This is a genomic window from Phocaeicola sartorii JCM 17136 = DSM 21941 (assembly GCF_054653615.1).
On record NZ_BAAIFW010000005.1, the window covers coordinates 2,278,396 to 2,292,947 of the forward strand.

Genomic DNA, 14,552 nt, shown 5'->3' on the forward strand with positions numbered 1-14,552 from the left:
AACAAGTGCTGATTGTCACAGATATTGGTCTATTTTGCAGCTGGAGCTCCAAAGATAAGGAATTGTACCGGAAAAAAGAATTTTGTATATCGCTTTTTTGTCGTACCTTTGTCTGTGTAACGAAAAAGAGTATGGATAATTTTGCAGCAATAGACTTTGAGACAGCGAACAATGAGCGTACCAGTATATGCAGTGTGGGCGTGATTATTGTAAGGGATGGTGAGATAGCCGACCGTTTCTACAGTCTTGTTCATCCCGAACCCGATTACTATTTGTACTGGAATACCCGTATCCATGGATTGACGCAGGAGGACACCGCCCATGCTCCGGTTTTTTCGGAGGTATGGAAACAGATCGCCCCTAAGATAGAGGGACTGCCGCTGGTGGCGCATAACAAAGCCTTTGATGAGGGATGCCTGAAAGCTGTGTTCCGCACCTATTGCATGGATTATCCTGATTATGAATTTCATTGTACCTATCAGGCTTCCCGGAAGCTGAAAGGATTGAGAAACCACCAGCTGCATACGGTGGCCGGTTTTTTGGGTTTTGAATTGAAGAATCACCATCATGCGCTGGCTGATGCGGAGGCGTGCGCATGGATTGCCCGGCGGATTCTGTGAGTTATGATTAAAGATTTATGATTTCTGTGGCCCATGATACAAGAAGATACTTATAAGACCATTACAGACATTGCCGAAGGCATCTACACGGAGAAAAGGAGCAAGTTTATAGCGATTGCCATTCCGGTACGTACCATAGAGGAAATAAAGCGGCATCTCGACACCTGTCAGAAGAAATATTACGACGCCCGCCATGTGTGCTACGCTTATATGCTGGGGCATGAAAGGAAAGATTTCAGGGCGAATGACAACGGAGAGCCTTCGGGTACCGCCGGAAAGCCTATCCTGGGGCAGATAAACTCACATGAGCTGACGGATATCCTTATCATAGTAGTCCGTTACTTCGGAGGTATCAAGTTGGGAACCAGCGGACTCATTGTCGCTTACAAAGCCGCCGCCGCCGAAGCGATAGCTGCGGCTGAAATAGTGGAAAGGACGGTGGATGAAGAGATCACTGTCTCTTTTGAGTATCCTTTTATGAATGATATCATGCGCATTGTGAAAGAGGACGAGCCTGTCATCCTGGAACAATCGTATGATATGGATTGCCTGATGAAGCTCCGGATACGTAAATCCATGATGGGGAAACTCCGTGCACGTCTGGAGAAAGTGGAAACCGCCCGTATTATTGAATAATTCCGCCTCCAGGCCGGTCTCCCTCCGTAGCAGATGAAACATATTTGTAATACGGATGAAATATTGCAGATATATCAAGCTCATATCTTTGCAGCCGTAAACAAAGAAAGTCACATTAATGAGAATGAGAAATACACTTGTAGCGTCTGCTTTTACAGTATTGAGTATCACAACCGCTTCCGCACAGCTGACTATTCCCAAAGAATACTTGCCGGAAGTACACGGAACCATCCGTAGTAAATATGAACTTCAGACCACTAATGGAATGCAACGGTTCCAGGTGCGTAATGCCCGTGTCAGTCTGGATGGAAGGATTCTTCCGGTAATCGCTTATAAAGCTGAAATAGACTTGTCCGACGAGGGAAACATCAAAATGCTGGATGCATACGCCCGTTTTGTCCCTAATGAAACATGGAATCTTACGATGGGGCAGATGCGTGTGCCTTTCACCATAGACGCTCATCGTTCTCCACACCAGCAGTATTTTGCCAATCGTTCGTTCATAGCCAAGCAGGTGGGGAATGTGCGTGATGTGGGGGCTACGGGAGCTTTCTCTTTGAAAGAGGGGCTGCCGTTGAAACTGGAGGGCGGATTGTTCAACGGCTCCGGGCTCACCAACCAGAAAGAATGGCACAACACGTTGAATTATTCCGTCAAACTTCAATTGATGCCGTGGAAAAATTATAACCTGACCTTGGGCACCCAGAAGATACACCCCGATAAAAACAGCGTCTATATGTATGATATCGGTACTTATTATGAGTTTTCCAATTGGCATATAGAAGCCGAATACCTTTATAAGACATACGCCGGGAACTCATTCGATGATGTGCATGCTTTTAATGCCTTTGTCAATTACGACCTGTTTATCAAGAAAGGACTGTTTCAGAAAATTTCATTCCTGGGGCGTTATGACAGTATGGGAGATCATAGTAACGGCAATGCGGACGAGGAGGGCAACCTTTACATTACCGATTATTCCCGCCAGCGTGTGACCGGAGGCGTGACCTTGAGCTTCGGAAAAGCTTTTCAAGCGGATTTGCGTCTTAATTACGAGAAATATTTCTATGATAAACTATCTTTGGCAAAAGAGTCCGAACAAGACAAGTTTGTGATGGAATTAATGGTACGGTTCTGAAAAAAGCAGGGGGACACTCCCTGCTTTTTTGCTGTTTGTCCTTCTTGTCTTTTCCATCCCTGCCTTTATTCCGGAACTCACCGGCATATCCGTGATATTTCTTCGGGTAACAGGCTTTTCCTCGACAGGCAGTGCGCCTTCTCCCGCCAAGGGGGGCAAGTCTATCCCCACCTCTCTTTCATCATATCTTCCAGTTTCAGCAGCTCATCCCTGTATTGTGCGGCTTCTATAAATTCCAGTTTCTTGGCGGCCTCCTGCATCAGTTTCCGGGTACGTTCTATTGTTTTCTCCATCTGAGGCTTGGTCATATACTGAACAATCGGATCGGCGGCCGTTGTATTGGAAGAGGGCTCGATATATGCCTTGGGGCCTTGGGGGGCGGCAGCTTCGTTGCTGTTGCCGCCCAGCAAGGCGGCATTGCGCGCACGCTGTATCTGCTTGGGGGTGATTCCATGTTCTTCGTTATAGGCCAGCTGTTTCTCGCGTCGGCGGTTAGTCTCGTCTATTGTCTTTTTCATGCTGTCCGTCATGCGGTCTGCATACATGATAACTTTTCCATTGATATTGCGGGCGGCGCGTCCAGCAGTCTGGGTCAGCGAGCGGTGGGAGCGGAGGAACCCTTCTTTGTCCGCGTCCAGAATGGCGACCAGAGATACTTCGGGCAAGTCCAGACCTTCACGGAGCAAGTTTACGCCCACCAGCACGTCATAAATGCCTTGGCGCAATTCGTCCATAATCTTGACCCGTTCCAATGTGTCCACATCGCTATGGATGTAATTGCAGCGGATGTCATTGCGCAACAGATATTCGGTCAGTTCCTCTGCCATGCGTTTGGTGAGTGTGGTCACCAGTACCCGTTCTTCTTTCTCGATGCGCTGTTGTATCTCTTCCATCAGGTCGTCAATCTGATTCAGACTGGGGCGTACTTCAATCACCGGGTCCAGCAGACCGGTAGGACGGATCACCTGCTCGACGATAATACCTTCACTTTCCATCAATTCATAATCGGCGGGCGTGGCGCTGACATAAATCACTTGCCTGGCCAGTTCCTTGAACTCTTCGAATTTCAAGGGACGGTTGTCAAAAGCCGACTCCATCCGGAAGCCATATTCCACCAAGTTTGTTTTCCTTGCCCGGTCGCCGCCATACATGGCACGTATCTGCGGTACGCTGACGTGGCTTTCGTCTATCACAATCAGGAAATCATCCGGAAAGAAATCCAGCAGACAGTAAGGGCGGGTACCTGCATTACGGCCGTCAAAGTAGCGGGAATAATTTTCTATGCCCGAACAGTGCCCCAGTTCGCGGATCATCTCCATGTCGTAGGTCACACGTTCATAAAGCCGTTTCGCCTCATACATTTTGCCTTCCTCTTCAAATTTGGCCACCTCTTTCGTCAAGTCGTCCTCAATCTGATGAATAGCCCTCAGCTGGCTCTCCTTGGTGGTCATGAAAAGATTGGCCGGATAAATCTTGTATTCATCGAAAGTAGCCAGACGGATTCCCGAGACAGGGTCTATCTCTTCGATCGCGTCAATCTCGTCGTCCCAGAACATAACCCGGAGGAGGTTGTCGCTGTATGCCAGATAAATATCTACCGTATCGCCTTTTACGCGGAAATTCCCGCGGTTCAGCTCCATGTCGTTACGCACATACAGGCTGTCCACCAGGCGGCGTAAAAACACATTCCGGTCCAGCAGCCTGCCTTTCTTTATCTCGATGACATTGTCGTAGAAGTCCGACGGGTTTCCCATACCGTAGATGCAGGACACGGAGGACACCACCACCACGTCCTTCCGTCCCGACAGCAGGGCGGAGGTGGCCGCCAGCCGCAGCTTGTCAATCTCTTCATTGATGGCCAGATCCTTTTCTATATAGGTGTCGCTGGACGGCAAGTAGGCTTCCGGCTGGTAATAGTCATAATAAGACACATAGTATTCCACCGCATTGTTGGGAAAGAAACTCTTGAACTCTCCGTATAGCTGGGCTGCCAATGTCTTGTTATGACTCAATATCAAGGTGGGCTTATTGATGTTTTTGATAACATTCGCAATCGTGAAAGTCTTGCCAGACCCGGTGACTCCCAATAAAGTCTGTGCAGGAACTCCTTCCAGCACTCCTTCGGTCAGCTGGGCGATAGCTTCCGGCTGGTCGCCGGTGGGCTGATATTCGGAAATCAGTTCAAAATTCATAAGTAATACGTTTGGTTTAATGAGGCGTAAAAATACAGCTATTTCCTTATATAATATCCATTCATCTCTAAAAAATAGCCTCTTGAGTACTTTTTAGCATTTAAAAACATGGAAATATTGCATTATTCGGTGGAAAGGCGTAAATTTGCGCAATTATTTGAATAAGATGAAAAAATATATCATTATAGCTCTTGTCTCCGGTACGGCTTTGACGTCATGCGGAGAGTATAACAAAGTTTTAAAAAGCACGGACTACGAATATAAGTACGAAGCGGCCAAAAGTTACTTTGGCAAAGGGCAGAACACCAAGGCGGCCACCATCCTGGAGGAGTTGATTACTATCATGAAGGGAACGGACAAGGCTGAGGAGTCACTTTATATGTTGGGCATGACCTACTATAACCAAGGTGACTTCATCACCGCCTCACATTATTTCACCACCTATTATAACACTTATCCGCGGGGCGTCTATACGGAACAGGCCAGATATTTCTCGGGAAGAGCGTTGTTCCTGGACACTCCGGAACCTCGTTTGGACCAGTCGAGTACCTATAAGGCTATTCAGGAGCTGCAGATGTTTATGGAATATTTCCCTACCAGCAGCCGCCGGCAGGATGCGCAGCAAATGATTTTTGATTTGCAGGACAAGCTGGTGATGAAAGACTACCTGGCCGCGAAACTGTATTATGATCTGGGCTCTTATACCGGAAACAGCACCTACAGCACTACCGGCAACAACTATCTGTCCTGTATTGTTACGGCTCAGAATGCACTGAAAGACTATCCTTATACCAAGATGCGCGAGGATCTTTCCATCCTTGTACTGCGTGCCAAGCATGACATGGCGAAGGCGAGTGTGGAAGAAAAGAAAGAAGAGCGTATGCGTGAGACGATAGATGAATACTATTCTTTCAAGAACGAATTCCCCGACAGCAAATATACGAAGGAGGTGGACAACATCTACAAGGATGCCCATAAGTACGTAAAAGAATTTAATGAATAAAACTAAATAAGAAATTATGGATTACAAAAAGACAAACGCTCCAAGTAATACTGTTACCCGTGACATGATGGATTTATGTGCGGACACAGGTAACATTTATGAAACTGTTGCTATCATTGGCAAACGTGCCAACCAGATTAGTGTTGAGATGAAGAACGATCTTTCAAAGAAATTGCAGGAATTTGCCTCATACAACGATAATCTGGAAGAAGTCTTTGAAAATAGAGAGCAGATCGAAATCTCACGTTATTATGAAAAGCTTCCGAAGCCGACATTGATCGCTGCTCAGGAATACGAAGAAGGCAAGGTTTATTTCCGTAATCCTGCTAAAGAAAAAGAAAAATTACAGTAATTTTTCATCCGGGACTGTGACGAAGGTCTTTTCACCACAGATTACACAGATCGACTTCTGTAGGAAAACACGTTGTTCCTTGTGCGGAAGCGGCATTAGTCTGAGTAATCTGTGGTGAGTTTTGACACCTCCTCCTTTATAAATAGCTCTGTCATTCTGAACGCAGTGAAGAATCTGATAACCATTCACTTTGTGTTTTCAGGTTCTTCACTGCGTTCGGAATGACAGGGATTGTATGATTTAAAATAAAAATAAAAGCGACTATGATACAACGCATTCAATCTGTTTATTTACTTGTTGTCACTATCTTGATTATTATTTGCCTGTGTAGTCCCGTAGGTTCGTACATAGGAAGTGATTATAGTGTTTCCGCTTTAACAAATCTGTGTCTTACGATGGCGGACGGTACCAAGGATTACGCTCCATGGGCCTTGTTCGCAATCTTGCTGGTTGTTGCGGTTCTTGCTTTCGGAGCCATCTTCATGTTCAAGAAACGTATGTTGCAAATCCGCCTGACTATTTTCAGCACTATCTTGCTGATCGGGTATTATGCCACATTGGCCACCTTCATTTTTATGCTGAAAGAAGAGTCGATGACATTTTCTCTTTCATGGACAGCATGTCTGCCGTTGGTTGCCATCATTTTGAACTGGCTTGCCATTCGTGCCATTGGTAAAGACGAGGTATTGGTCAAGGCGTATGACCGGTTGAGATAAAGCTGAGGAAATTAATTTTTATATTATACGATTGAAAAAGCCTGCAAGATATGCCTTGCAGGCTTTTGTCGTATTATAAGATCGGAGCGCGGGTATCGCGGAATAAAATCTTTTTTTATTTAGTGATATCTATCAGGTAACTCAGCCGTATTCCGATGAACGAGTGGGCTGAGCGCTCGAAATAATCTCTTTTCGAGTTCTTGTAAAAGTCGCTCAGTCCCATGTAGTAGCGTCCTTCCAGCAAGAAATGTCCGATACCGGTGCTGACTTCCAGACCGGCTCCGGCTGTGATGCCGTAATCAAATTTGTTTTCTACCTCTTTGCCGTGTTCCGGTCTTGTTGTGGAGGTAGTCCAGTTTATCTTTTCGTTGTCACCCAGGAAAAAGCCGATTTGCGGTCCTGCATTGAAAAACACCTTCACTCCGCGGTTCAATGCATCCTTGCCGAATGCCAGATGCGCCATGAAAGGGATTTCCAGATAATTCATGGTGCGGCTGTAAGAATTGCCGGATTCATCTTCTATCTTTTCGTCCCATCCGCGTTGCGAATAGTTTATTTCCATTTGTACGCCACACATCATCTTGAAATATTTTTCGGACATGTATCTCATGGTGACACCCGCGGACATCGTGTTCAGCGTGTTCAGCTTTATTTTCGGGTTGAAGCTGACGGTGCTCATGTTCAGACCGCCATTGATGCCGACAGCGAAATTATGACGTTCTTCACCCAACTGTGCAGCCGCCGGCAACGCAAAGAACAGCGCCAGTACAAGCAGTCCGAAGTTTTTATACTTTTTCATTATTCAAAATCAAGTTTAATCAGTTCAAAGTCCTTGGTAAAGTGAACGAAGAACACTTTGCGATTGATAAATCCACCCCAGTTGTTTACCCGTTCAAATTTGAATCCGGTCTGGATAGGGGTGACGGCTACCTTGTCCAGTTTGTCCTCCAGCTTGTTGCCGTACTGTGACAGGCCCTTCAGGAAGAAATATCCTGTATCGAATCCCAGCATACCATATTTAGGGAATGAGTTGAGCATGTCCTTGCTGTACCATTTGCGGTAGGCCGATGAAAACTGTACGGCTTCCGGAAACAGATTGTTCGTGTAGAATGAAGAATAGAAATAGGTGTCCAGCTCATAGAAACTGGCCAAATGGTCATGGGTGTAGGTCTGCCATTCCGGATAGCCGAACAACTGCATACGGTAGTCGGGGTTGTCACGGGAGGTCACAATCAGTTGTGGCAACAACTTTATCAATGCCACGTTGGTGCCTGAGGTCGGGATGAATACATTGTCCATCGTCGGGTTCATCACGCCTTTCAGTGACTCCGGAGTAATATTCTCTCCTTTTAGTCCGGTAAAAGGAATGTGCTTGCTCTTTAGCTCCTCTTTCAGTCCTTTTATAAAATCCGCTTTGTCTTTGTCGCCGTCCTCCGCGTCCAGGAAGATGACATTGGCGGTTGTGAACTTGCGGGTGAAATGTTCGTAAACTTCCGAGTATAGATAAGACTGGGGCGTATTTATCTGATAGATGGCGGGATTGTTGAAAACCTCACTCCCTTTGGAAGTAAAGGGCACTACCAGCCGTATATTGTTCTTTCTGGCGAATTCCGCAACCGGTTTCACCTGGTCGGGGTGGGCCGGGCCGAAGATGATATCCATGCTCTTCAGCTCGCTTCTGTCCAAAATGGTTTTGATGGAAGAAGTGTTGTTGTGAGTATCGTATGCGTACAGGTCGATGGAGGCTCCTTTTTCTTTCAAACTGTTTACCGCCATCAGGAAACCTTCATAGTATTCCACCATGCGGGTCTGTTCATCGCGGTTACCCTTGCCGTCTGCCATGAATGGCAGCATTACGGCAGCTTTGATGGTAGATATCTTGCGTGTCTCTTTCTTACTTTCATTGAACAGTTGGTCGTCCGTGGGGATCACGGCTGGCGTATTGCCTGCAGGTGTTTCAGCCGTTGTATCCTTGGCGTACGGGATGCATAGGAACTTGCCCTTTTTCAGTTTCTCGGTGCGCAACTCGGGGTTGGCGGCAATCAGTTCGGCTTCTGTAATGCCATACAGGCGGCTGATGCTGAAGATGGTTTCCTTCCGTGCCACTTTGTGCATATCCCTGCAATTCGGCTTCAGTGGGGTGGAAGCGGTGGCAACCGCCGGAGGGGTCTGTCCGGCTTTCACTTCGTTCATGATGACCTCCTCGCTGTCCGTAGCTTTGGCGGGGATCACAATGACTTGGCCTATACGGAAATTCTCCGCGCTCAGTCCGGGATTTGCCTGGCAGATGCGTTGTGCGGTTACTCCGTAGCGTTGCGTCAGTTTGTACAAGGTCTCACCCGCCTGGATGGTATGGAATACCTGTTGTGCCGCCCCGCTGTTCTTTTGTGGAATTTTCAAGGTCTCGCCGGCCTTGATCTTCAGGTCGCTGCCGGGGTTCATCTTGACGATATCGCCGGTAGTCACATTATACATGCTGGCTATGGAATAAAGACTTTGTCCTTTGGTGATGGTGTGCAGGAAATAGCCGGAGGACTGCGTTTGGGCCATCATTCCGGTGCTGCTGGCAGACAAGGCTGCGATAAGATATAATGTTCGAATAAATTTCATTTGCTGTGTGTTGATTAAACTGAGTGGCAAAAGTACAAAAAAAACTGTTTTATTCACATTATATAGAAAGAATAGAAAATATTATTAGGCTTTTTAATTAAATATTTCATCGGGAAGCATTAATTTTGCAGAGATTACGCAGAGTAAGAAGATTATGAGTGAAGAAAAAGAACTGATTAATGTATACGGTGCCCGTGTACATAACTTGAAAGATATAGATGTTGAAATTCCACGAAACAGCCTGACGGTGATAACCGGATTGAGCGGAAGCGGTAAATCGTCCTTGGCGTTCGATACCATCTTCGCCGAAGGGCAGCGGAGGTACATTGAGACCTTTTCCGCATACGCCCGTAATTTCCTGGGAGGGTTGGAGCGTCCGGACGTGGACAAGATTACAGGGCTCAGTCCGGTAATCTCCATCGAACAGAAAACGACCAACAAGAATCCCCGCTCTACTGTGGGAACCACGACAGAGATATACGATTATCTCCGTTTGCTTTATGCCCGTGCAGGAGTTGCTTATTCTTATCTTTCGGGAGAGAAGATGGTGAAATACACCGAGGAACAGATCATCGGCCTGATTCACCGGGATTATCAAGGTAAGAAGATATTTATGCTTGCCCCGTTGGTACGTACCCGCAAGGGGCATTACAAAGAACTTTTCGAGCAAGTGCGCAAGAAAGGCTATCTGTATGTCCGTGTGGACGGCGAGGTGCGCGAGATTGTACACGGCATGAAGCTGGACCGTTACAAGAACCACGATATCGAAGTCGTGATAGACAAGCTGGTTGTATCGGAAAAGGACGACAAACGACTGAAACAGAGTGTTGCCACCGCCATGCAGCAGGGTGAGGGGCTGATTATGATTTATGATGCCGATACCCGGGAGGTGCGCCATTACAGCAAGCGGTTGATGTGTCCCGTCACCGGACTGTCTTATAAAGAACCCGCCCCTCATAATTTCTCGTTCAACTCTCCGCAGGGAGCTTGCCCCCGTTGTAAGGGGCTGGGGTATGTGAACCTGATTGATGTGGACAAAGTGATTCCCGACAGGGGGCTTTCCATTTACGAAGGAGCCATCGCGCCTTTGGGTAAATATAAAAATGCCATGATCTTCTGGCAGATAGAGGCGTTGCTTGAGAAATATGATTTTACGATCAAGACGCCGGTCAAGGATATGCCGGAGGATGCGATAGACGAAATACTCTATGGCTCGGATGAGCGTATCAAGATAAAGAGCAGTCTGATTCATACGTCTTCCGACTACTTTGTGACCTACGAGGGGATTGTGAAGTACATTCAGATGATGCAGGAGAAGGATGCGTCGGCCACTGCCCAGAAGTGGGCGGAACAGTTTGCCAAGACCGATGTCTGCCCCGAATGCAAGGGCGCGCGCCTGAACAAGGAAGCGTTGCATTTCCGCATTCACGACAAGAACATCTATGAACTGGCAAGCATGGACATCAACGAACTGTATGACTGGTTGCAGCAGCTCGATCCTTTTCTGGAAGACAAGCAGCGCATGATTGCCGCCGAGATTTTGAAGGAGATCCGTACCCGTCTGAAGTTCCTGTTGGATGTGGGGCTGGATTATCTTTCGCTGAACCGTACCTCGGTCTCCCTTTCGGGAGGCGAGAGCCAGCGTATCCGTCTGGCAACCCAAATCGGTTCCCAGCTGGTGAACGTGCTTTATATTCTGGATGAACCGAGTATCGGATTGCATCAACGGGACAACCTCCGCCTGATCAACTCCTTGAAGAAGTTGCGTGACACAGGTAACTCTGTCATCGTGGTGGAACATGACAAGGATATGATGCTGGCAGCGGACTATGTGGTTGATATGGGACCGAAAGCCGGCCGTCTGGGAGGCGAGGTGGTGTTTCAGGGGACTCCGAAACAAATGCTTCAGACAGAAACACTTACCTCTAAATACTTGAACGGACAGATGAAGATAGAGATACCGGCCGAACGCCGCCCCGGCAACGGGAAATCCTTGTGGCTGAGAGGGGCGAAGGGAAACAACCTGAAGAATGTGGATGTGGAATTTCCTTTGGGAAAACTCATTTGCGTCACAGGAGTGTCCGGCAGTGGCAAGTCTACACTGATCAACGATACCTTGCAGCCCATCCTGTCACAGCATTTCTACCGTTCTTTGCAGGAACCTCTGCCTTACGACAGTGTGGAGGGACTGGAGTATATAGATAAGGTGGTGAATGTGGACCAGTCGCCGTTGGGCAGGACACCGCGTTCCAATCCGGCCACCTATACAGGAGTATTCTCGGATATCCGGAATCTGTTTGTCGGTCTGCCCGAAGCGAAGATCCGTGGCTATAAGCCGGGGCGTTTCTCGTTCAATGTAACCGGAGGACGCTGCGAGGCTTGCGGCGGTAACGGATACAAGACCATCGAAATGAATTTCCTGCCCGATGTGCTGGTGCCTTGCGAGGTTTGTCATGGCAAACGATACAACCGCGAGACGCTGGAAGTGCGCTATAAGGGTAAATCCATAGCCGATGTACTGGACATGACCATCAATCGTGCCGTAGAGTTCTTTGAGAATGTGCCTCAGATTCTGAATAAGATCAAAGTGCTGCAAGAGGTGGGATTGGGATACATTAAACTGGGACAGCCCTCCACCACTTTGTCGGGCGGAGAGAGCCAGCGTGTGAAACTGGCTACGGAACTGTCCAAACGTGATACCGGAAAAACGATGTATATTCTGGATGAACCCACTACCGGACTTCATTTCGAAGATATCCGTGTGCTGATGAATGTGCTGAACAAGCTGGTGGAGAAAGGCAATACCGTTCTGGTTATCGAACATAACCTGGACGTGATCAAACTGGCGGATTACATCATCGATATGGGTCCCGAAGGCGGACGGGGCGGAGGACAGGTGCTTGCTGCCGGAACTCCCGAAGAAGTGGCCGGAAGCAAGAAAGGATATACCCCGAAGTTTATAAAAGAAGAATTGGAAAATTAACCGGCATACCAGCAATGAAAGAAAAAATAGCTAAAACCAACGTAGCCCGTCTGCTTGATAAAGCCAGGATAGCCTACGAGCTTATTCCATACGAAGTAGACGAGAACGACCTCAGCGCCATCCACGTAGCCGCCAGTCTGGGTGAGAACATAGAACAAGTCTTCAAGACCTTGGTGCTTCATGGAGACAAATCAGGGTATTTTGTCTGTGTCATACCCGGCGAGCACGAGGTGGATTTAAAAATGGCGGCCAAAGTCTCAGGTAACAAGAAATGCGACTTGATTCCCATGAAAGAGCTGCTTCCCCTGACAGGATATATCCGGGGAGGATGTTCCCCCATCGGCATGAAAAAGCATTTCCCCACCTACATACACGAGACTTGCACCGCATTTCCCTACATTTATATCAGTGCCGGTATCCGCGGATTACAGATAAAAATAGCGGCCGATGACCTGATAAAAGAAACGAAAGCAGAGATTTGTTCCCTTTTCACCGAATAAATAGGCCAAAAAGAGTCACATTTGTGGCTCTTTTTTTTTCAGATAGACTAAAAGTTATATCTTTGCAAAAAAAGAATACTAACTATTAATTAAATCTTTATCAATTATGTTTGAAGGACAGCCGAAAGGCTTATACGCATTAGCTCTCGCCAATACCGGCGAACGCTTTGGTTATTACACCATGCTTGCTATTTTCACTCTCTTCCTGCAAGCGAAATTCGGCTTTACAGCCGCCACAACGTCAACGATCTTTGCCAGTTTCCTGGCAGGAGTGTATTTCATGCCGCTTATCGGAGGTATCCTGGCCGATAAATTCGGTTATGGCAAGATGGTTACCACTGGTATCATTATCATGTTTGCCGGTTATGTGCTGCTGGCTATCCCGATGGCAACCAATATCGGATTGTATTCCATGTTCGGCGCTCTTGCCCTGATTGCTTTGGGAACCGGACTTTTCAAGGGAAATCTGCAAGTAATGGTAGGTAACCTGTACGATGCTCCCGAGTATAGCGCGAAACGCGACACTGCTTTCAGCTTGTTCTATATGGCGATCAACATCGGCGCCCTGTTCGCTCCGACTGCCGCTACTGCCATGACCAACTATGTGCTGGGCAAAGCAGGCTTCAGCTATGTGCCCCAGATACCTTCTCTGGCACACCAGTTCCTGGACGGTACGATTACCGCCGAAGGCGAGGCCACACTGACTGCCATGCAGACCGCACAGAATTTCACAGGAAGCATGGCTGATTTCTGTACTACTTACATTGAAAAATTGTCAGAAGCCTATAACTATGGTTTTGGTGTGGCATGTATCTCATTGATTGCCTCCATGGCTATTTATATTATTTTCCGTCCTACATTCAAGCATGCCGATTATAACTCCAAGCAGGCTAAACCGGCCAATGTACACGAAGAAGAGCTGACTCCCGCACAGACCAAAGAACGCATCGTCGCTTTGTTGCTGGTATTCGCAGTGGTTATTTTCTTCTGGATGGCATTCCATCAGAACGGTCTTACCATGACCTTCTTCGCCCGTGACTACACGGCACATGAGGTGACCGGCATGGACCGTCTTGGCTTCAGCGTATGGAATCTGGCTCTTCTTATTGTAACCGTTTATGCAGGTTTCTCACTGTTCCAGTCCAAGACAGGCAAGGGTAAATTGATTTCAGGCGTAATCGCTACGCTGGCTCTTGTGGTCTTAGGAATCAATTATGGTACTATGGACCCTACATTGCCTATCCTTCCTCAGATTTTCCAGCAGTTTAACCCCTTCTTCGTTGTCGCTCTGACTCCGGTATCATTGGCCGTGTTCGGTTCATTGGCAAAGAAAGGAAAAGAACCATCGGCTCCGCGTAAAATCGGTATCGGTATGGTGATTGCCGCAGTAGGTTTCATGTTGCTGGCATTCGGCTCATTCGGTCTGCCTACTCCTGCCGAAGTAGAAGCCAATGGTATTGCCGAGAGCGCGTTGGTTTCACCCAATTGGCTGATCTCGACTTATCTGGTATTGACTTTTGCCGAATTGTTCCTGTCACCAATGGGTATCTCATTCGTTTCCAAGGTAGCTCCTCCCAAGTATAAAGGTGCTATGATGGGACTTTGGTTCGTGGCTACTGCTATTGGTAACTATCTGGTAGCTATCATCGGTTATTTGTGGGGTGATATGCAGTTGTGGATGGTATGGAGTGTATTGATTGTGTGCTGCTTGCTTTCTGCATTATTCATTTTCTCTATCATGAAGAAACTGGAAAAGGTTGCGAAATAATTCCTGCCCATAGTCATATATAGAAAAAGAAGCC

The 14,552-nt window shown here is 47.3% G+C and carries 12 protein-coding genes; 9 read left to right on the forward strand and 3 right to left on the reverse strand.

Going from position 1 to position 14,552, the window contains the following annotated elements; translation table 11 throughout:
- Positions 1 to 131 precede the first annotated feature (131 nt).
- The 3 genes from ACYQ0C_RS09565 to ACYQ0C_RS09575 all read left to right on the forward strand — a co-directional run bounded on the left by ACYQ0C_RS09565 (position 132) and on the right by ACYQ0C_RS09575 (position 2,394).
- A complete protein-coding gene (locus ACYQ0C_RS09565; RefSeq protein ID WP_016276566.1) occupies positions 132 to 620 on the forward strand; it encodes a 3'-5' exonuclease in 489 nt (162 codons plus the stop codon).
- 33 nt (positions 621 to 653) lie between these two features.
- Positions 654 to 1,256: an IMPACT family protein gene (locus ACYQ0C_RS09570; RefSeq protein ID WP_016276567.1), complete on the forward strand. Its 603-nt coding sequence runs from the start codon at positions 654 to 656 to the stop codon at positions 1,254 to 1,256.
- 124 nt (positions 1,257 to 1,380) lie between these two features.
- Positions 1,381 to 2,394: a porin gene (locus tag ACYQ0C_RS09575; protein ID WP_025076708.1), complete on the forward strand. Its 1,014-nt coding sequence runs from the start codon at positions 1,381 to 1,383 to the stop codon at positions 2,392 to 2,394.
- 161 nt (positions 2,395 to 2,555) lie between these two features.
- Here ACYQ0C_RS09575 and uvrB read toward each other — a convergent pair whose 3' ends face one another.
- A complete protein-coding gene (gene uvrB / locus ACYQ0C_RS09580) occupies positions 2,556 to 4,586 on the reverse strand; it encodes an excinuclease ABC subunit UvrB (RefSeq protein ID WP_016276569.1) in 2,031 nt (676 codons plus the stop codon).
- 166 nt (positions 4,587 to 4,752) lie between these two features.
- Between uvrB and ACYQ0C_RS09585 the strand changes: the two genes are divergently transcribed.
- The 3 genes from ACYQ0C_RS09585 to ACYQ0C_RS09595 all read left to right on the forward strand — a co-directional run bounded on the left by ACYQ0C_RS09585 (position 4,753) and on the right by ACYQ0C_RS09595 (position 6,657).
- On the forward strand, positions 4,753 to 5,589 hold the full coding sequence (locus tag ACYQ0C_RS09585) for an outer membrane protein assembly factor BamD (protein WP_016276570.1): 837 nt from the start codon (positions 4,753 to 4,755) through the stop codon (positions 5,587 to 5,589).
- 16 nt (positions 5,590 to 5,605) lie between these two features.
- Positions 5,606 to 5,941 (forward strand): DNA-directed RNA polymerase subunit omega, encoded by a 336-nt coding sequence (locus ACYQ0C_RS09590; protein WP_005846636.1) that lies wholly within the window; start codon positions 5,606 to 5,608, stop codon positions 5,939 to 5,941.
- Between the two features lie 263 nt (positions 5,942 to 6,204).
- Positions 6,205 to 6,657 (forward strand): DUF4293 domain-containing protein, encoded by a 453-nt coding sequence (locus ACYQ0C_RS09595; RefSeq protein WP_016276571.1) that lies wholly within the window; start codon positions 6,205 to 6,207, stop codon positions 6,655 to 6,657.
- Positions 6,658 to 6,772: 115 nt separating this feature from the next.
- Here the strand turns inward: ACYQ0C_RS09595 and ACYQ0C_RS09600 are convergent, their stop codons facing one another.
- Together ACYQ0C_RS09600 and ACYQ0C_RS09605 are read right to left on the reverse strand one after the other, a co-directional pair.
- On the reverse strand, positions 6,773 to 7,456 hold the full coding sequence (locus ACYQ0C_RS09600; protein ID WP_016276572.1) for a porin family protein: 684 nt from the start codon (positions 7,454 to 7,456) through the stop codon (positions 6,773 to 6,775).
- A complete protein-coding gene (locus tag ACYQ0C_RS09605) occupies positions 7,456 to 9,267 on the reverse strand; it encodes a PBP1 and LysM peptidoglycan-binding domain-containing protein (protein ID WP_016276573.1) in 1,812 nt (603 codons plus the stop codon). The genes ACYQ0C_RS09600 and ACYQ0C_RS09605 overlap by 1 nt, the downstream gene beginning before the upstream one ends.
- A 154-nt stretch (positions 9,268 to 9,421) precedes the next feature.
- On the opposite strand from ACYQ0C_RS09605, the gene uvrA reads away from it, so the two are divergent.
- The 3 genes from uvrA to ACYQ0C_RS09620 all read left to right on the forward strand — a co-directional run bounded on the left by uvrA (position 9,422) and on the right by ACYQ0C_RS09620 (position 14,518).
- Entirely contained in the window at positions 9,422 to 12,250 is a 2,829-nt protein-coding gene (gene uvrA / locus ACYQ0C_RS09610) for an excinuclease ABC subunit UvrA (protein WP_016276574.1), read from the forward strand.
- A 14-nt stretch (positions 12,251 to 12,264) separates the two neighbouring features.
- Positions 12,265 to 12,750 carry a Cys-tRNA(Pro) deacylase gene (gene ybaK / locus ACYQ0C_RS09615; protein ID WP_016276575.1) on the forward strand — a complete coding sequence of 162 codons (486 nt, stop codon included), beginning with the start codon at positions 12,265 to 12,267 and terminating at the stop codon, positions 12,748 to 12,750.
- 106 nt (positions 12,751 to 12,856) lie between these two features.
- On the forward strand, positions 12,857 to 14,518 hold the full coding sequence (locus tag ACYQ0C_RS09620) for a peptide MFS transporter (protein WP_016276576.1): 1,662 nt from the start codon (positions 12,857 to 12,859) through the stop codon (positions 14,516 to 14,518).
- Positions 14,519 to 14,552: the final 34 nt, after the last annotated feature.